Annotated in this window: 16 protein-coding genes; 7 read left to right on the forward strand and 9 right to left on the reverse strand. The window is 65.2% G+C overall.

All coding sequences use genetic code 11. The annotated features are described in order from the left end of the window. Positions 1-7: 7 nt before the first annotated feature. The 7 genes from DFR51_RS10710 to DFR51_RS10740 are packed head-to-tail and all read right to left on the reverse strand — an operon-like array spanning position 8 to position 5978. Positions 8-2212: a TonB-dependent receptor gene (locus DFR51_RS10710; protein WP_121050945.1), complete on the reverse strand. Its 2205-nt coding sequence runs from the start codon at positions 2210-2212 to the stop codon at positions 8-10. Positions 2213-2241: 29 nt separating this feature from the next. Continuing rightward, positions 2242-2712: a cytochrome C gene (locus DFR51_RS10715; protein ID WP_243445500.1), complete on the reverse strand. Its 471-nt coding sequence runs from the start codon at positions 2710-2712 to the stop codon at positions 2242-2244. Continuing rightward, positions 2709-3149, reverse strand: a complete 441-nt coding sequence (locus DFR51_RS10720; RefSeq protein ID WP_243445501.1) for a c-type cytochrome — start codon at positions 3147-3149, stop codon at positions 2709-2711. The genes DFR51_RS10715 and DFR51_RS10720 overlap by 4 nt, the downstream gene beginning before the upstream one ends. Before the next feature lie 2 nt (positions 3150-3151). After that, entirely contained in the window at positions 3152-3706 is a 555-nt protein-coding gene (locus tag DFR51_RS10725; protein WP_121050951.1) for a methylamine dehydrogenase light chain, read from the reverse strand. Between the two features lie 12 nt (positions 3707-3718). After that, a complete protein-coding gene (locus DFR51_RS10730; RefSeq protein WP_170151772.1) occupies positions 3719-4303 on the reverse strand; it encodes a redoxin family protein in 585 nt (194 codons plus the stop codon). Further along, complete coding sequence (locus DFR51_RS10735) at positions 4300-4800, reverse strand: MauE/DoxX family redox-associated membrane protein (RefSeq protein WP_121050957.1); 501 nt, start codon at positions 4798-4800, stop codon at positions 4300-4302. Before DFR51_RS10735 ends, DFR51_RS10730 begins: the two co-directional genes overlap by 4 nt. Further along, complete coding sequence (locus DFR51_RS10740; RefSeq protein WP_121050961.1) at positions 4797-5978, reverse strand: amine dehydrogenase large subunit; 1182 nt, start codon at positions 5976-5978, stop codon at positions 4797-4799. The genes DFR51_RS10735 and DFR51_RS10740 overlap by 4 nt, the downstream gene beginning before the upstream one ends. A 154-nt stretch (positions 5979-6132) precedes the next feature. Here DFR51_RS10740 and DFR51_RS10745 point away from each other — a divergent pair, with 154 nt between their 5' ends. Together DFR51_RS10745 and DFR51_RS10750 are read left to right on the forward strand one after the other, a co-directional pair. Then, entirely contained in the window at positions 6133-6810 is a 678-nt protein-coding gene (locus DFR51_RS10745; protein ID WP_243445502.1) for a TetR/AcrR family transcriptional regulator, read from the forward strand. 79 nt (positions 6811-6889) lie between these two features. Further along, positions 6890-7687, forward strand: a complete 798-nt coding sequence (locus DFR51_RS10750) for an HAD-IIA family hydrolase (RefSeq protein ID WP_160119047.1) — start codon at positions 6890-6892, stop codon at positions 7685-7687. Here DFR51_RS10750 and DFR51_RS10755 read toward each other — a convergent pair. Beyond that, positions 7674-8549: a MurR/RpiR family transcriptional regulator gene (locus tag DFR51_RS10755; protein ID WP_121050971.1), complete on the reverse strand. Its 876-nt coding sequence runs from the start codon at positions 8547-8549 to the stop codon at positions 7674-7676. The two genes, DFR51_RS10750 and DFR51_RS10755, sit on opposite strands and share 14 nt — an antisense overlap. Positions 8550-8798: 249 nt before the next feature. Here DFR51_RS10755 and DFR51_RS10760 point away from each other — a divergent pair, with 249 nt between their 5' ends. From DFR51_RS10760 to DFR51_RS10780, 5 genes are all read left to right on the forward strand, one after another. Beyond that, positions 8799-10961, forward strand: a complete 2163-nt coding sequence (locus tag DFR51_RS10760; protein ID WP_243445503.1) for a TonB-dependent receptor plug domain-containing protein — start codon at positions 8799-8801, stop codon at positions 10959-10961. 107 nt (positions 10962-11068) lie between these two features. Then, positions 11069-11980 (forward strand): phosphate/phosphite/phosphonate ABC transporter substrate-binding protein, encoded by a 912-nt coding sequence (locus DFR51_RS10765; protein WP_243445504.1) that lies wholly within the window; start codon positions 11069-11071, stop codon positions 11978-11980. 2 nt (positions 11981-11982) lie between these two features. Continuing rightward, entirely contained in the window at positions 11983-12762 is a 780-nt protein-coding gene (locus tag DFR51_RS10770; protein ID WP_121050977.1) for a phosphonate ABC transporter ATP-binding protein, read from the forward strand. After that, positions 12759-13751, forward strand: coding sequence for a phosphonate ABC transporter, permease protein PhnE (phnE, locus tag DFR51_RS10775; protein ID WP_121050980.1), 993 nt, complete (start codon positions 12759-12761; stop codon positions 13749-13751). Before DFR51_RS10770 ends, phnE begins: the two co-directional genes overlap by 4 nt. Positions 13752-13773: 22 nt before the next feature. Continuing rightward, positions 13774-15837, forward strand: coding sequence for a phosphocholine-specific phospholipase C (locus tag DFR51_RS10780; protein WP_121050982.1), 2064 nt, complete (start codon positions 13774-13776; stop codon positions 15835-15837). Here DFR51_RS10780 and DFR51_RS10785 read toward each other — a convergent pair. Next, positions 15834-18161, reverse strand: a complete 2328-nt coding sequence (locus DFR51_RS10785; RefSeq protein ID WP_121050985.1) for a transketolase — start codon at positions 18159-18161, stop codon at positions 15834-15836. The genes DFR51_RS10780 and DFR51_RS10785 overlap by 4 nt on opposite strands. Positions 18162-18166 lie beyond the last annotated feature (5 nt).

Below are 18166 nucleotides of genomic sequence, written 5' to 3' on the forward strand. Positions count from 1 at the left end.
TTCGTCTTTAGAACTTGTGACCCACCGTCACGCCGTAAGTGCGCGGCGCGGAGATGTGATTATAATCGAAACCGAAGCCTGCGAGGAGATCGACGCGCGAGGTAAAGTAGAACTTGTTGCCAAGGTTCTTGCCCCAGATCGATGCGTTCCAGCGCCCGTCCGCAGTCTCATAATCGATGTGCGCGCCGAGGATCGCGTAGCTGCCCTGCTGCAACCGCGGCACATTCAGCACTTCGAAATACTGGCTCGACGAATAGCTCACATCGCCGTGAAGGCTCAGCTTGCCGCTATCCGAATCCATGGCCGTCACATCAACGCCTCCGTTGAAGGTCAGCGAAGGTGCATTCGACAGTTCGTTGCCCGAAACGTCGACACCGCTCACCGTGCCCTTCTTGATCTTGGAATCGAGAAGGCCGACGCCGGCGCGGAGACTGAGCATGTCGTTCGCGCGAACGCTGAGTTCGGCCTCGCCGCCCATGATCCGCGATTTATCGATGTTCAGCAGCGTCTGCGCTGCGGTTCCAGGATCGACGTTGATGAACTGCTGATTGCGATAATCATAATAGAAGGCCGCGAGATTGAGCGTAACCGAGCGGCCCGCGAACTGCGTTTTGGCACCGATCTCGTATGCGTTCACTTTTTCCGGTTTCGCGATCGAAAGCTCGGATGGATCGAAGAACGCCTGCGCGTTGAAACTGCTCGCGCGGTACCCCCGGCTGTAATGTGCATACAGAAGATTGCCGTCGGCGAGCTTGTAATCGAAGCCGATCTTCCCGGAGATATTGTCGGTGCTGTATTTCAGGCTCGACGGCGGGATCAGGTTTACCACCAGCACACCGTTCGGGCCGAGCGCATTCGATTCGAAATCGCTCTGCCGTCCCGTGTCGTGCGTGTAGCGAAGGCCGCCGCGCAGCGTGATCGAGTCGGTGATGTCGTAATTCATGTCGGTGTAGAGCGCGAAGCTCTTCTTCACCTGGTTGAAGCTGTTGGCGAACAGGCAGCCGAGCGGAAGGCCGATCGCGCAGTCCGCATCCGTCACGCCGGGGACACCATCCGAATCGACATCTTTGCCGATTTCGAAGGTGGTGCTGTTGAACACCTTCTCGCGGTTGTAATAGGCGACGAGGATGAAATCGAACGGACCGCCCGTGTCGCTCGTCAGCCGCAGATCCTGCGCGAACTGGTTCGCCTTGTCGTAATACGGGATCTCCAGCAGTTCGGTCGCCGTCCCGTCGGTATCTTCATAGAACGAGAGCTTGCCCTTGTCCCACGAGGTGATGCTGGTGACGGTGAGCGTATCCGACACGTCGATGTTGCCGGTGAGCGCCAGTGAATAGGTGCGCGCGCGGCGGCGTTCGGTGACGTTCGCCTCGATCTCGCGCTTGCCGAGACCGACGCGATGCACCTCCGTAGGCTGCGCGTAGATGCCATAGTTGCGCGGGTTCTGATAGCTCGTCGAACCGCGCAGCACGAACCGCACCCCGTCCGAAGGCTCCAGCAGCACGGAAGCGCGCACCGCATATTCGCGCACGCTCGCAAGGTCCGGCTCGCCCGGCAACTGGTTCTTGAACCAGCCGTCCGCGCGCGCGAAGGTGAAGGCGACGCGCGCCGCGGCCTTTTCGCCCATGGGCATATTGATGGCGCCGCTCGCATCCATGCGGTTGTAATTGCCATAGCCGAGATTGAGATAACCGCTCGTCTCGCCGAGTTCCGGTGCGCGGCTGATGAGGTTCACGGCGCCGCCCGTGGTGTTCTTGCCGTACAGCGTGCCCTGCGGGCCGCGCAGCACTTCGACACGTTCAAGGTCGTACATCGCGACGCCGAGGAACGCGAAATTCCCCTTGTAGACTTCGTCGTAATAGGTCGCGACCGGGCTCGACTGGTTGAGGCTGTAATCGGACATCGAAACGCCGCGCAGCGCGAAGATCGGCGTGTTGTCGCCAACGATGCTGGTGAGCTGCAGGTTCGCCACCTTGGTGACGAGGTCATCCGCGTTCGTCACGCGCGATTTCGAAAGCTGATCACCGCCGATCGCGGAGACCGAAATCGGCACGTCCTGAAGCCGCTCGGCGCGCTTCGTCGCGGTAATGACGATTTCCGTATCGGCTGGCGCCGCTTCGGTATTTTCCTGTGCCTGCGCGATACCGGCAGTGCCCGCGAGCAGGACCGGCAAGATGGTGGCGGACAGTGCCGCGCGTCCTGAAATCTTCATAATAAACCTTCCCCTTTTGTTTCCCCGAATTATGTGTCGCCGCCCTCCGCAAGAGCATTGATCTTCTCGATCAGTTCCGCCCGCACGGCAGGCGCTTCGGTGCGGAGCGGTGCCTTGCGCAGCTTGCCGATCTCGCTTGCCGAATAGGGTTTGAAACCGGCGGGCATGTGCGCGCCGTCGAAGCGGTAAAGTGTCCAGTTCAGAAGGTCCGCGAGTTCCGCGTCGCTGATCGGCGCGGTCGCGACGCCCGGCACGCGCCCCAGATACTCGCGCCCGCCGGGCACGTGCAGGAACTTCGCCACCACCCCCGCCATCGCGGGTGTCGTCGCAGCCGTACCGGTCGCGTCCGGCCGGTGGCACCCCTGGCATTTCAGAATCCAGTTCTGCCGCGCGAGCGCCGGATTGGAAACGCCGCTGTCTTGAAGGGCGCCCTGCGCAGCGAGCCCCGCCCCGGCAATTCCGGCGAGGGCTGCGAATGCGAGGGCACCGCGCAGCATCATTTGATCGCGGCCTTAAGCTCGGCGACCTGCCGCGGCGTCAGCGCCGCGCCGGCCTTGCGGATGTCGCCCACCTCGTCGGCGCTGAACCGCGTCACCTTCTTGTCGGCCGAAGCGATCGTATCGAGCACATGGTTCAGAACCGCCGCGACCTCATCATCCTTCATCGGCTGCGCGGGCATCACGCCGCGATAGGTCTTGCCGTCGACCACGAGCGGCCCGGCAAGGCCGCGCGTGACGGCCAGCACGAGAAAACGTCGACCGTCCGGCTTTGCCGCAAGCGCTGCAGGCTCCGCCTTCAGCGAAGGAAACGCGCCGGGCACACCCGCGCCGGTCGCGAGGTGGCACGCAGCGCAGCGCTTGTAGAGCGCCGGACCGTCTGCGGCCTCTGCAGCAGCGGGCAGCGCCATCAGCACCATTGCGGCCCCGATACGCAGCATCGTCATTTCTCCAGCGCCACGCCAAGGATGACGGCGGTCGAGCAATTGTAGATCGCGCTCGATGTGCCGAGGCACCAGTTGATGTCGTTGTTCTCCTGCGGGCGCACCATCGGCCGGTCGCCCTCGTTGCGGTTGCACAGGCATCGTCCGCACGAGGATTTGCCGCAGCAATCGTTGTAGCTGATGATGTAGGAGCGGTTGTCCGCAGGATTGAGGCAGGTGCCGATCCACGTGATCGGCGACATCTCCGTGCCGGGCGGGCAGGTGCTCGCCGTACCGCCGCAGCACGAACAGAGGAAACCGTCGATCGCGCAGTAGCGCCAGTAATCACAGCTCGCCTGGTCGCCCGGGTCCTGGGGATTGCCCGTCGGCTGCGGCGCGACGCCGCCACCGCCGCCATGCACGGGGTTCGCCGAAGCGTAGGCGCGCGACACGGGCAGCACGGGGAATGCCGCCGCGCCGGTGATCGCACCGCCGATCAGTGTCAGCAGACTGCGTCGCGACGTGGTTTTGGCTACCCGGCGGGTGAGCGCTTCGGTGATCTTGTCGATGGCCATGACTGCGTCCCCCTATCGTTTCGCAAGAAAGTCCTGGAGCGACGCGACGCCGCGCTCCTTGGCTTCGAACAGGCTTTCCAGATGCTCGCGCGTGTTGACGAGGCCGAGCGAGGCGATCTTTCCGTCCTCGCCGATCAGCACCGCATAGGGCAGCTTCGACACGCCGAAACGGCGCCCGAGATCTTCGGAGAGGACATAAGGAAAACCCGCAAGCCCTTCAGCCATCATCAGGCGCCGGTGCGCGGCCTCATCGCCGTCGCTCGCAAGGATCGCGTCCAGCCAGCCGCGCTCGGCAGCGGCAGCGGATTTGAACACCGGCAGCAGCGTCTTGCAGATGGGGCAGTCCGGCGAGAGGAAAAAGATCAGCTGGCTGCGGCCGCGCGCACCGCCAACCACGACAGCATCGCCGCCGAGCGACTTCACGTGCATTTCCGGTGCGGCGTCGCCAACCTTCACGCCCTGATGGAGCGTCAATGCGCCCGCCGGCGCGATCCGTTCGTGAAGCACGCCAACCTGCCGCGCGAGCGCCGCAACGAGGACGCCGAGCACGGCAACGGTGATCCAGAGCAGCACCTGCGAGACGACGATCAGGCTCATGCGTGCCTCCAATGGGGGTGAGGAATGGCCGCCAGTTCACCGGCGGCGGATTGCAGGCTGAAGAGTGCGAGGGCCGCGAACAGCGGCTCGGGCGACCATGCGCCTGCCGGCAGAAGCGCCGCGGCGATCGCCAGGGCTGCGAAAAGGATGGCGCGCGCCGGAGCAAAGACCCGGGGAGCCGCGGCATGCGCGCCAAAAGTGCAACCGCAATCGAAAGCCTCGCCGCGCCGCCGCACCAGCAGTACGGCGTAGACGAGCCAGAGCCCTGCGGCGATGGCGGCCCCTGCCGGCCGCGTCGCGGCAAACAGCAATGCGATCGCTGCGAGAAATTCCACGGCGCCCGCCGTCACCGCAAGCACCCTGCCGAAACCGGCGTTCACGCCCGCAAGCCGCGCCGCCGCGCCCGCCAGGCGATCGGCCTGGAACGCCTTGTGCGCGGCCGCCGACAGCAGCACGAGCGCGAGGAACAGCGCGATGCTGTCGCCCGCGAAGCTCATTTGCCCGCCGCCGTCATGGTCATCGGGTCGTGCACGGCCTCGGCGACCGTGTGCAGGAATGCGCCGCTGTTCGCGTCGTAGACGTCGAGATTGCCGTCAGGCCGCGATGCGACGAGATAGGGCTTCGCGCCCGCCGTCACCTCGATGGAGAGCGTGTGGTTCTTCATGGCGATCTTGCGCGCGACGGCTTTCTTCGCCGTGTCCGCGACCCACACTTCCGTGCCGCCGTTCTTGTGGCTGCCCGCTTCGCCGTTCGGGTCCATCAGCACATAAACGCGCCCTGCCGCATCGGCGGAGGTCACCTGCCAGCCGCCGGGGCGATAGCCCTTGGCGGCATCGCCCGGCACCATCGCGAAGCCGCCGAGATCGCGCAGCTTGTCGCCCGAAAGATCGAAGCCGCGCAGCTTGCCCTTGAAGCTGACGAACCACGCCGTGCGGCCCACCATCGCGGGCATCATGAACCAGGGATCATTGTCGATGTCGTTGATCGCCTTGGTGGCGGTCGTCGATTTCGCCTTGCCTGTTTCGTCGAGCAGCACGGTCATCATCGTGCCGTCGGCGCAGAGCGAAGTGAACCCGCGCGCGCCGGTGGGATACATCAGCGAGCAGCCCGGCAGATCGATGTCTCCAAGGATTGTCCGCGCTTCGAGATCGACGACCGTCACGGACGCGCCCGGCGTGAAGTTGAACACGAGCATCCACTTCTCGCCGTTCGTGAACTGCATGGCGTTCTTTAGCGTCACGAACTGGCCGCGCTTCCCGCCGGGCAGCACGATCTCACCCTTCGGCGCCAGCGTCGCCTTGTCCCAGATCGAGATCACGTCGGTGCGTTCGCCGCGCGTCAGACGCGAGAAGAAGGTCTCGCCCGTGTAGATTTCGCTGCCGGTCGTCGACGGCAGCAGTGTGCCGAACTGCGCGACCGGAACGTGCCCCTTCACCGAGGAGACAGGGCTCGACACGTCGACGACGGCGGCGCGCCCGTCGAGAATGCTGCTGAAGTGCAGATCGTGCACGAACACGTAGCTGTCGGGATAGCGCTCGGGCAGCGTCGCGACCGACGGAATCGGCTCCTCTGGAAGCGGCTGCGGAAAGGCCTGCTGAGCCTGAGCACCGCTCGTGGCGGTGCTCCCCAAGGCAAGCAGCAGCGTGGCGGCCAGAAGCCCGGCGCGTCGTGACATGAAACCCCTCCCTCGCATCGCCCTTCGACGAGTCGCACTTCCCTAGAGTGCGAAAATGATTTAGGTCTTACGTCCAATTTTTGTCAAGCGTACTAATTTGTCGGTTCAATATCAGCGCGCTACACGCCCGGGCGAGAGTCGAAGGAGTTCCGTGTTGGCTGAGTTCATAGTTCCGGACCTGAAAGTCGTGCCGCGCGAGGGCGGCTATGCGCGCGGACAGGATGGCGTGGAACAGATCCTGCGCGCAGCGCTCACCATCCTTGTCGAACAGGGCTATCGCGCCGTGACGATGCGGGCGATCGCCAAGGCCTGCGACATGAAGCTCGGCAACATCACCTATTATTTCCCGACGCGCGACGAACTCGTCCGCGCGCTCTTCGATGCCGTCATCAGCAGCTACGAAGAAGCCTTCGACGCGATCAGCCACGACGAAGGCACCAGCGTGGAGGAACGCTTCGAAAGCCTGATCAGGCTGATCCTCGAAGACATCACCACCAAGAAAACAACGCGTTTCTTTCCCGAAATCTGGGCGCTCGCCAACCACGACGCCTTCGTTTCCGAGCGCGTCGACGAGGTCTATCGCCGTGCCCGCGCCGTCCTCAACGAGCTGATCGCGGAACTCAATCCGTCTCTACCTGAAGACGAGCGCGAAACGGTCGCCCTATTCATCTCCGCCTCGCTCGAAGGCACCACGATGTTCGCGGGCCATGAAAAGCCGTGGCGGCATCGCATGGGCTGGCTGGAAACCATTGCCTGCCGTGCCTACGTGCCGCTCGTCAAATCGCTGAAGCCCGGCGACATTCGCGCGCCCGCGTCGGAACACGTCTCTTGATCTAAAATGAGACTTGCTCATTTTTTTTGCAATCTATATTGAGCTAAATTGAACAAGAATCCACGGGGAGACCGGCGGGGTGTCAGTTGCAAGCCTGGGCGTCCGCCGCGCCCCTGTCAGTCGCGATGTCGCTTTCGGCGAATTACACGCACGTCCGCGTGCGTTGCTTGTGGACTGGGATGGCTGCCTTGCGATCGGCAATCGTCTCCAGCCCGGCGCCGTATCGCTTCTGTCTTCGTGGCAGGAACGCGTTGTCATCGTCTCGAACAACAGCACGCATCTTCCGCACCAGATCGCCCGCATTCTTGAAGACGCAAGCCTTGCCGTCCCGCCGGATCGCATCCTGCTGGCGGGGTACGAGGCGATCCGTATTGCTGCAGAGAGTACGTGGCGCCGGGCAATGATCCTTGGCGATCCGCGCCTGCGCGCCGCCGCCCGCGCGCTTGGGATCACTGTCGCGCGCGACGCGCCCGATGCGGTGGTCCTGCTCCGCGACACGCGCTTCACGTTTCGCCAGCTTGAACGCGCAGCGAACGCGATCCTGCGCGGCGCGGCGCTGCTGGTGTCGAACGCCGATCTCAACCATCCCGGCCCCGGCGGCGAGGTCGTGCCTGAAACCGGCGCCCTCCTCGCAGCGCTGCTCGCGGCGACGGGCAAGCGCTCGCTCGATTACCAGCTCGTCGGCAAGCCCTCGCCGCGCCTCTTCCTGCGCGCGTGCGCTCTTCTCGATATCCCGCCCGAAGACGCGCTGATGATCGGCGACAATCCGGACACCGACGTCGCCGGCGCAGCCGCCGTGGGGATGCCCTGCGTCACGATCGGCGGCGCGGCGATGCGCACGCTCGAATCGGTGGCGGCCAGCCTCAGAAGCGCTTGATCGAGAGGATGTCGAAGGTCCGCCGCAGCGTGTCGGTCGCCCGGTCGTAGTCGGCGAGCGCGAGCGCTGCGATCAGCGCGTCGATCACGCAAAGCTGCGCGATACGGCTTGCCATCGCCTCGGTGCGGAAGCGTGTTTCGCGCGCCATCGTGTAGAGCAGGATATCCGCGTGGCTCTGAATGGGGGAGCGCGCATAATTGGTGATGACCACCGTCTTCGCGCCCGCCTCGTGCGCGAGCCGCGTCGCCGTAAGCGTCTCGTGCGTCGCGCCGGTGTGCGAGATCGTCAGCACCGCCACGTCCGGCCCCGTGCGCGATGCGCTGATCGCCTGGATGTGGCTGTCCGTCATCGCGCGCGCATCAAGGCCGATGCGCAGCATCCGGTAGTGCGCATCCTCGGCGATCGGCGCGGAGGAGCCGATCCCGTAGATCTCGATGCGTTTCGCCGCGCGCATTGCCGCCACCGCCTGCCCGAGCGCCTGCGGATCGAGCACCGAATGCGTGTCGCGCAGCGCCTGAATGCCGGAATGGAACACCTTGCGGCACACGGTTTCGAGGTCGTCGTCCTTCTCCAGATCCTCGTGGATGAACTGCACCGGCCGCACGATCTCCTGCGCCAGGCTCAGCTTCAGGTGCTGAAACCCGGTGAGGCCCAGGCTGCGGCAGAAATTGATGACGCTGCCCTCGCTCGCGCCCGTCGCTTCGGAAAGCTCCGTCACCGACATGCGCACGACCCGTTCCGGCTCGGCAAGCACGAAGTCGGCGATTCGCCCGGCCCCCTTGGGCATGGTGGGCCGCGCGACGCGGATTCGCGCCAGCGCGTTTTCCACCGGCATCTGATCCCGCGCGCCGCCCTGCGTCATTAAGCACCCTTCGACTCTACCGATTCCAATTCCGCGATTGAGCAAAGCTCAGCCGGGCGGCAGCGTCAAGCGAAGCACTTTCACTCAATTTTATTCAGAAATGAAATGAGTGTTATTCACAAAGCTGTCACGAGCGAGCCCTATGGCCGTGGCGAGCGCCGCTGGGGCCTCGCGAATCGGATGGAGGGAAAGCCTCGCCGGTCACGGGCCAAGGCGCGCGTCGATGCGTTTCAACAAGGGGATTCTTCCGTGACGCCCACCATCACCCGTGCCGCCCTCCTTGGCTTCGTCCTCACCGGCTGCGCGCTGCCTGCGCTCGCCGCCGCCGACATGGCCGCCGCCGATCCGGGCGACGCTGCCGACAATGCAGAGATGATCGTCGTCACCGGCCGCCAGCTCGAACAGCCGAGCGAACTTGCGGCGGGTGTCATCGAATTCGGCAACTCCGTGCAGATCGTCACCTCCGAACAGATCGCGATGAGCGGCGCCACCAACTTTGCAGAGCTCGCACAGTTCCTCATCAAGGGCGCCAACATCGGCTATTCGCCGGACGAAGGCGAATACACGATCCGCCTCGATGGTGGCGGCGACCGCGACACGCTGGTCGTTCTCGACGGCGTACCGCTTTACGATCGCGGCCCCGCGCTCGAAGACATCTGGGGATCGACCACGATCGATCCGCACATGATCGAGCGCGCCGAAGTGTTCCGCGGCGGCAACAGCCTGTTCTTCGGATCGAACGGCGGCATCGGCGTCATCAGCCTCGTCACCAAGCGCCCGGACGGCACCAAGAAATTCGAACTCGGCGCCAATTACGGCTCGTTCAACACGCGCGAAATCTGGGGCAACGCTTCGTTCCCGATCGATTCCGAAGGCCGCCACAGCATCATGGTCTACGGCGGCACGGTACAGACGGACGGTCCCCGCATCTTCAATCCGGACTCGTTCGTCGACAACGTCGCTGCCGCGGGCGCCATTCAGGATTACCCGCTCAACCGCAGCAACATCGGCATCAAGTATCTCTGGAAGGTCGATGACAAATCGGAATTCCGCGTCGGCGCACAATACACGCAGATCGAATTCCAGGATGCGTTCCCGGACAATGAAACCTATTCGCCGAACCGTGTCCGCTATCCGATCGTCGATTTCTCGCTCGATCGCCGGTGGTCTGACGCGCTCTACACCGAATTTTCCGGCTACTGGAGCAATCCCAAGCTCAACAACACCGAAACCTACGCCGAGATCTGCCGCCAGCCCATGGGCTGTATCGATCCGGCAACGGGCGCAGCGATCGCGTTCGGCAAGGCGACCGGCCGCTCGATCCCTTATCCCAACAAGGGCTTCGGCAAGAATTCGAAAGTCGGCGGCTTCCGTGAACTCGGCGTCAATCTCCGCAACACGCTCACGGTGAAGGACGTGGTCGAGGTCGTCGGCGGCGTGCAGGTCGTGTCCTACAAGAACGACTCCGATCCGGTGTTCCCGGTCGGTGACGCTTCCACCACGATCACCGGTCTTTATGCGGATCTGCGCCCGACGATCCCGTTCAGCCCCGACACGAAAATCTCGCTCGCCGCGCGTATCGATTTCGCCAAGGCGTTCGGTTCGAAAACGATCTGGAAATTCGGCGTGCGTCAGCCGTTCGGGGATTTCTACATCCGTGCGAACGGCGGCACGTCCTACAGCACGCCGCGCAATACGGAGCTCTTCAACGAAAGCCCCACGCTCGTCGGCAACCCCGACCTGAAGACCGAGGAAACCGAAACCTATAACGCCGCCGCCGGCTACACCCACACCTTCGGCAATTTCCAGGTGAGCGCCGAACTCGGCTGGTTCACCACCGACATCACCAACCGTATCCAGACAACGTCGGGCCTGACGCCCAACACCTATTACAACAACGATCGCATCACCGAGATTCGCGGCCTCACCGCCGAACTCAACCTGGCGCTCGGCGAGAGCTGGTCGGCGAACGTCAGTTACACCAAGCAGCAGGCGCGTCTCGATGGCTCGAAGCTGCAGATCAACGAAACGCCCGAATACATGATCCAGGGCACCGTCGCCTGGCACAGCCCGGGCCAGCGTTTCCACGTCACGCTCTATCCGCGCTATCAGGGGCCGGAATTTGCGACCGGCGGCGTCGGCGGCGCGCTCCGCCACAACTTCGGCAACTACTTCGTGATGAACGCCTCGCTCGGCGTATGGCTCGGCGAGGAGCGCGACCACCGCTTCACGGTCCGCGTCGTCAACGTCTTCGATAAATATTATGCGGAGCGTTACGGCTTCGGCAACATGCGCTTCAGCGAAGCCTTCGTCCGCGGCGAGATCACGACGAGCAGCCCCGAATACTACTACGGCTACCCGTTCGAGGGCAAACCGCGCAGCGTCTACGTCTCCTACAGCACGAAGTTCTGAGGGAGGGTGCGGGCTCGTTTCCCGGGTCAGCGAGATGAGCCCGCATCACGCACCTGTCACACGCGAATTCTAGGGACTCCGTTTTCAACACACCGATGGAGACTCGGATGAGACACTGGCTGACGGCAGCATTGGCGACACTGGTCGGCATCGCATCGCCCGCGCTTGCGCAAACCGCGACAAAGCCGCTCACGGTCGTGCTCATCCCCGCTGACGGCGGCACCGAAAGCGGCACGATCGCGGACTATCAGCCGGTGTTCAACGCCATATCGCGCAGCACGGGCATCAAATTCGATCTCAAGGTCGCGCAAAGCTACGGCGCCGTTGTGGAGGCGATGTGCGGCGGCCGCGCCGATGTCGCCTTCATGGGGCCGGTCACTTACCTCCAGGCGCGGAAGCGCGGCTGCGCGAAGCTGCTCGCGGTCGGCGTCGAAAACGGCCAGTCCGTCTATTACGCCGGTTTCTTCGCGCGCAAGGATGCCCCCTTCAAAAGCGTGAAGGATCTGCGCGGCAAGCGCGTCGCATTCGGCGACGTCAATTCCGCGTCCTCGTTCGTCTTCCCGATGGCGATGGTCATCGAGGCGGGCCTCGATCCCGTTCACGATCTCGGCGAAATCCGCATGGCGGGCAGCCACGTGAACAGCCTTGCCGCGCTGGTGCAGGGCCGCGTCGATGCCGCTGCGCTCTCATTCGATTCCTATGAGAAGGCGGTGCGGCAGGGCGCGGTCGATCCGAAGAAGTTCAAGGTGATCGCGAAGAGCAGCCCGATCCCCTATCCGCCGATCGCTGTGAACAGCCGCCTGGCGCCGAAGCTGCAGGCGAAACTCCGCGCCGCGTTCGCCGACATCGCGCACGCCCCCGGCATGACACCCGAGATGATCCGCGGCTACGGCGGCAAACGCATCGACGGCTACGACGTGAAATTCCCGGCATCGAAGTTCAACGTCGCCGCATCGCGCATGGCGCTCGTCAACGACGATCTCAAAAGCCGTATCCTCACCAAATCGGCGAACCGCTGAAAATGGACGCGCCCGCGATCAGCTTCCGCAAGATCGGCAAGCGCTACCCGGACGGCACGCGCGCGCTCGATGATGTCTCGCTCGATGTTCCGCGCGGCCAGTTCTGCGTGCTGCTCGGCCCATCGGGCGCGGGCAAGTCGACGCTGCTGCGCATGGCGAACCGCCTCGCCGAGCCGACCGAGGGCCGCGTCATCATCGAAGGCCGCGATCTCACGCCGCGCACGATGAAACCCATCCGTCGCCGCATCGGCATGATCCATCAGAGCTTCAATCTCGTCGGCCGCCTCAGCGTCGCGGCGAACATCATGACTGGCGCGCTCCCTGCGCTCGGCCCGGCGCGCGTGCTCGCCGGTCTCTTCCCGGACGCGCTGAAGACGAAGGCGTGTATGCTCGCGGCTTCCGTCGGCCTCGACCCCGCGCACATGAGCCGCCGGGCGGACAGTCTTTCGGGCGGGCAGCAGCAACGCGTCGGCATCGCGCGCGCGTTCATGCTGGACCCCGCCATTGTGCTTGCGGACGAACCCGTCGCCAGCCTCGATCCGCGCATCAGCAGCGATATTCTCGCGCTCATCCGCGATCAGGCGCGCGTGCGCGGCGCAACCGTGCTGTGCAGTCTCCACCAGATCGAACTCGCGCGCACCTTCGCGGACCGCATCGTCGCACTGCGCCACGGGCGGCTCGTCTTCGACGGCACCCCCGCCGAACTCGACCGCAACGCGATCCGCGCGATCTACGGAGAGGCGGGGCCGGTCCCCATCGCCAGCGGAGGGCTCGCGGCATGAACAGCGCCGCCTGGAATTATCCGGCCCCGTTCGGAACCCGCACGGTCGCCATCGTCATCATGGCGTTCGCATTGCTCTGGATCACCGGCCAGCGCGTCGAAATGGGACGCATGATTTCGATGACCGGCGAGGCCGCGCTTGCCGCGGTCGGCATCGTGCCGGAATCGGAAGTCGCCGACGGTTTCGGCGCGGTCGCGGGTAAGCTGTTTCCACTGCAAATCTCCACGCGCACCGAAGTGAGCCGGATCGAGAATTTCGATCCCCGGCATCTGCCCCCCTTCGCACGCATCGAAACTGCGGAAACCACGACGCAGGCGCTCAATCCCGATACGCTTGAGATGGAGCCGCACACCGAACGCACCACGGTTCTCGTCGAGCCTGTGGGCTATCTCGTCCACGTCGCCGCGAAGATGCTGGAAACGCTCGAGATCGCACTGTGGGGCACCGTGATCGCGATCCTCGTCGGCTTTCCGCTCGCGCTCGGCGCAGCGCGTAACATCACGCATTCGCCCGCGCTGCGCGGCGTCGCGGGCGCGGCGATCAGCCTGCTGCGCTCGATCCCCGAGATGATCAGCGCGCTGTTCCTCGTCATCGCCTACGGCTTCGGGCCGATCGCGGGCATCCTCGCGCTCGCCTTCTACGGCGCGGGTTATCTCGGCAAGGTCTACGCCGAAGACATGGAAGGGCTGGACCCGCGCCCGCAGGAAGCGCTCGCGGCCGGCGGCGCCAACATGCTCGCGCAGCTTCGCTGGGCTGTGTTGCCGCAGGCGATGCCGCGCTTCATCGCCGCCGCGCTTTATGTGCTCGATCGCAACATGCGCATGGCGACCGTTATCGGCATCGTCGGCGCGGGCGGCATCGGGCAGGAACTGAAAGGCCGCTACGACATGTACGACTACGGCCATGTCGGCACGATCCTCGTCGTTATTTTCCTCGTGGTTTTCCTCCTCGACCGGGCGGCCGCGCACCTGCGCCGCGCGGCGCTCTGACCCCTCAAATGAAAGGCGCACGATGACCGACACCAGCCGCCGCAATTTCCTCCGCACCGCCGCAGCCGGCGCCGCGCTCTCCGCGCTTCCGGCCAGCATCGCGCGCGCCATGGCGATCGCCCCCGCGCGCGTCACGGGCACGATCAAGGACGTGCAGCACATCGTCATCCTGATGCAGGAGAACCGCTCCTTCGATCATTATTTCGGCACGATGCGCGGCGTGCGCGGCTTCGGCGATCGTCATCCGATCCCGATGCGCGGCGACCGCACCGTCTGGCAGCAGTCGGACGGCAAGCGCGAGCTTCCGCCCTACCATCTCGACACGAAGACCACCGATGCGCTGAAGGTGCCCGGCACGCCGCACAGCTTTTCTGACGCGCAGGCCGCGTGGAGCCAGGGCCGTTTCGGCGAATGGCCGCGCTACAAGAACCCCTATTCGATGGGCTATTACCGGCGCGAGGACATTCCCTTCCAGTTCGCGCTCGCCGAGAATTTCACGATCTGCGACGCCTATCACTGCTCCGTGACATCCGGCACCGATCCCAACCGCATCGTGTTCTGGACCGGCGCAAACTTCGATCCGCAGGCGGTCGCGAAGGGCGAGAATTGCACCGATGTGAATTCGGAGCCGAACAACCTCCGCTGCTGGGTGAAGGGCGCGCTCCCGTCGCCGGGCTACACCTATCAGGGCAATGCGCTCACCTGGCCGACGATCCCCGACGTGCTGCAGGATGCCGGCATCGATTGGCGCATCTATCAGGATCCGAACGACAACTGGACGGGCGCGATGCACGGCTGTCTCGGTTCGCAGAGCTTCCGCGACGCGAAGCCGGGCTCCGAACTCTACAAGCGCGGCATGAGCGAATACACGCTGCTCCAGCTCGCGGACGATGTGAAGAACGGCACACTCCCCGCCGTCTCGTGGGTCTTGCCGCCCAAGGAATGGTCCGAGCATCCGAGCGCCTCGACGCCGCTGCAGGGCGCCGAATTCACCGCGATGGTCCTCGATGCGCTGACATCGAACCCCGAAGTCTGGGCGAAGACGGCCTTCTTCCTCACCTTCGACGAGAACGACGGCCAGTTCGACCACGTGCCGCCCGCCGCGCCGCCGTCCTACGATGTGGAGGGGAATCTCTGCGGCAAGACGACGATGCCGATCGCCGGACATTATTTCAACGACACCGCCGGCAAATATACCGACCCCACCGACGACATCAGCGGCAAGGTCCGCCCGTGGGCGATGGGGCCGCGCGTGCCGATGTACGTCGTCTCGCCGTGGAGCCGGGGCGGCTGGGTCACGTCCGAAGTGATGGACCACACCTCGATCGGCCAGTTCCTCGAAAAGCGCTTCGACATCACGATCCCCGCCATCAGCCCGTGGCACCGCGCGGTGAGCGGCGATCTGACCTCGGCGTTCGATTTCGCCGCGCCGACGGACACGAGCTTCCCGCCGCTGCCGCCGGTGACGGGCGCCTCGGGCGTCGTCCTCGCGCACATGCAGCGCCCGAAGATCATGCCGCCGGAAACCCCGCAGCCGCTCTGGCAGGAGGCGGGCACGCGCCCCTCGCGCGCGCTGCCCTACGAACTCCACGCCGACATGCGCGTCGATGCGAAGCGCCGCGCCGTCACGGTCGATTTCGCGAACACGGGCACGGCGGGCGCCGTGTTCCACGTCTACGACAAGCTGAACCTCGACCGCATCCCGCGCCGCTACACCGTGGAAGCCGGCAAGCGCCTTTCCGACGACTGGGCGGTGGAAGCGGACGGGTCATTCGATCTCTGGCTGATCGGCCCGAACGGCTTCGTGCGCGCAATCAAAGGCTCGCTCGCGCAAAACGCCGCGCCGCCCATCGTGACGGCACGCTACGACCGCAAAGGCCCGGCGCTGAAACTCACGTCACGCGGCGAAGGCACGCTGCGCAGCGAACACTACGGAGCCGTGTCACAGCCGCTGAAAGCCGCCCACGTCTGGTCCGCGAAAGACTCGCAAGGCTGGTACGATCTCACCGTCACCGCCCCCGGCTTCGAGCAGCGCTTCGCGGGCCGCATCGAAACCGGCCGTCACAGCATCAGCGATCCGGCCTAGAGGAACAGCTCCGCCGCCGCCTCCACGATCGCATCCGCGTTCAGGCGGTGGATGCGATAGGTGTCCGCAAGGTTGCCGGTCTGCCCGAAGCGATCGACGCCGAGCGGGCTGACGCGGTGGCCGCGCACGCCGCCGATCCACGACAGCGCCGCCGGAGACCCGTCGAGCACCGTCACCAGCCCCGCGTTCGGCGCGAGCGTGCCGAGCAGCGTTTCGATGTGCGACGCCTCCCGCCCGCGCCCCTGCCAGCGCGCCGCGCGCGCCGCGCTCCAGTCGCGGTGCAGCAGCGTCGGCGAGGTGACCGCGAGCAGCCCGAGCCCCGGCAGGTCCGCCTCCAGCAGTTCCCACGCCGCGATCGCATCGGGCATCACCGCGCCCATCGCCACGACCGCCGCCTCGCTGCCTTCCGCCGGCTGCCGCAGCCAGTAGGCGCCCTTCAGCGCATCTGCCTGCCACGCGTCGTCCTCGCGCCGCGCCTGCAGGATGGTGCGCGTCGTCAGGCGGAAATAGATCGATCCGCCGTCCGCTGCTTGCATGTGGCGGAAACCGTGTTCCATCATCAGCGCGAGTTCGTCGGCGAATGCAGGCTCGTAGTGCGTCAGCCCCGGCTGCCCCATCGCGATCAGCGGCGGGTTGATCGATTGGTGCGCGCCGCCTTCCGGCCCCAGCGTCACGCCCGACGGCGTCGCCACCAGCATGAAGCGCGCGTCCTGATAGCAGGCGTAGTTCAGCGCATCGAGCCCGCGCGCGATGAAGGGATCATACACCGTCCCCACCGGCATCAGCTGTTCCCCGAACAGGTCGCCCGCCAGCCCGAGCGCGCCGAGCACGAGGAACAGGTTGTTCTCCGCAATGCCGAGTTCGATGTGCTGCCCGGCAGGCGCGCCGGACCATTTCTGCGCCGATGGAATCTTCGCCTTCTGGAACACGTCGGCAAGGTCCTGCCGCCGGAACAGTCCGCGCTGGTTCACCCAGCCGCCGAGGTTCGTGGAGACCGTCACGTCGGGCGACGTCGTCACGATCCGCGCGGCGAGCGGATGGCCCGATTTCGCCAGCTCGAACAGGATCTTCCCGAATGCCGCCTGCGTCGATTGCTCCGCCTCGCGCGGCGCTTCCAGCGTCGGCACGGGCACGGAATCGATCGGCCGCGCGTCCTTCTGCTGGCGGATCGGCGCCGCCTCCAGCATCGCCTTCGCCGCCGCCGCAGCATTGCCGCCAAGCCCCGCCCACGGCTCCCACTCCTCGCCCTCGGCGATGCCGAGCCGCCCGCGCAGCTCCGCGATCTGCCCCGGCGTCATCAGCCCGGAATGGTTGTCCTTGTGCCCCGCGAGCGGCAGGCCATAGCCCTTGATCGTATAGGCGATGAACAGCGTCGGCCGGTCGTCCTGCGCCCCGTCGAACGCGTCTTTCAGCGATTCGAGGCAATGCCCGCCGAGGTTCGTCATCAGCTCCGCGAGCGCCGCATCGTCGCGCTTGCCAAGCAGCGCCTTCACGCCGCGCACGCTGCCGATGTCCGCCTCCAGCCGCGCGCGCCACGCCGCGCCGCCCTGGTAGGTGAGCGCCGCATATTCGGCGTTCGGGCAATTGTCGATCCAGTCCGCGAGCGCCTGCCCGCCCGGCTCCTTGAACGCCGCGCGCTGGTGCCGCCCGTGCTTCAGCGTCACGACGCGCCAGCCGCAGGTTTCGAAGATGTCGTCGAAGCGGCGGAACATCCGGTCGGCGGTCGTCGCGTCCAGCGACTGCCGGTTATAATCCACGATCCACCAGCAGTTGCGGATATCGTGCTTGTACGCCTCGATCAGGCATTCATAGATATTGCCCTCGTCGAGTTCCGCGTCGCCCATCAGCGCGATCATGCGACCGGTATCCGCGTCCGCCATCAGCCCGTGCGCGACCATATAGTCCTGCACAAGGCTCGCGAACGCCGTGATCGCGACGCCGAGCCCCACCGATCCGGTCGAGAAATCCACCGGGATCACGTCCTTGGTACGCGATGGGTAGGACTGCACGCCGCCAAGCCCCCGGAACGCCTTCAGCTTGTCGAGGCCCTCGTTCCCCAGCATGTAGTGGATCGCGTGGAGCAGCGGCCCCGCGTGCGGCTTCACCGCCACGCGGTCGTTCGGCCCCAGCGCATGGAAATACAGCGCCGCCATGATCGCGCTCATCGAAGCGCAGCTCGCCTGATGCCCGCCCACCTTGATGCCGTCCACGTTCTCGCGGATGTGGTTCGCGTTGTGGATCGTCCACGCCGCCAGCCAGCGCAGCCGCGTCTCCAGGTCTTCGAGCGTGCTCACCGTATCGGGGCTGGAAACCGTCACTGCCATCTGTC

The organism is Sphingosinicella microcystinivorans (assembly GCF_003634215.1).
Classification (GTDB): domain Bacteria; phylum Pseudomonadota; class Alphaproteobacteria; order Sphingomonadales; family Sphingomonadaceae; genus Sphingosinicella; species Sphingosinicella microcystinivorans.

Coding starts and splice junctions, on each gene's coding strand:
- DFR51_RS10770 (WP_121050977.1), top strand. CDS start 11,983: ATGGACGCGCCCGCGATCAGCTTCCGCAAGATCGGCAAGCGCTACCCG.
- DFR51_RS10710 (WP_121050945.1), bottom strand. CDS start 2,212: ATGAAGATTTCAGGACGCGCGGCACTGTCCGCCACCATCTTGCCGGTC.
- DFR51_RS10740 (WP_121050961.1), bottom strand. CDS start 5,978: ATGTCACGACGCGCCGGGCTTCTGGCCGCCACGCTGCTGCTTGCCTTG.
- DFR51_RS10720 (WP_243445501.1), bottom strand. CDS start 3,149: ATGCTGCGTATCGGGGCCGCAATGGTGCTGATGGCGCTGCCCGCTGCT.
- DFR51_RS10765 (WP_243445504.1), top strand. CDS start 11,069: ATGAGACACTGGCTGACGGCAGCATTGGCGACACTGGTCGGCATCGCA.
- DFR51_RS10725 (WP_121050951.1), bottom strand. CDS start 3,706: ATGGCCATCGACAAGATCACCGAAGCGCTCACCCGCCGGGTAGCCAAA.
- DFR51_RS10785 (WP_121050985.1), bottom strand. CDS start 18,161: ATGGCAGTGACGGTTTCCAGCCCCGATACGGTGAGCACGCTCGAAGAC.
- DFR51_RS10715 (WP_243445500.1), bottom strand. CDS start 2,712: ATGATGCTGCGCGGTGCCCTCGCATTCGCAGCCCTCGCCGGAATTGCC.
- DFR51_RS10730 (WP_170151772.1), bottom strand. CDS start 4,303: ATGAGCCTGATCGTCGTCTCGCAGGTGCTGCTCTGGATCACCGTTGCC.
- DFR51_RS10755 (WP_121050971.1), bottom strand. CDS start 8,549: ATGACGCAGGGCGGCGCGCGGGATCAGATGCCGGTGGAAAACGCGCTG.
- DFR51_RS10735 (WP_121050957.1), bottom strand. CDS start 4,800: ATGAGCTTCGCGGGCGACAGCATCGCGCTGTTCCTCGCGCTCGTGCTG.
- DFR51_RS10780 (WP_121050982.1), top strand. CDS start 13,774: ATGACCGACACCAGCCGCCGCAATTTCCTCCGCACCGCCGCAGCCGGC.
- phnE (WP_121050980.1), top strand. CDS start 12,759: ATGAACAGCGCCGCCTGGAATTATCCGGCCCCGTTCGGAACCCGCACG.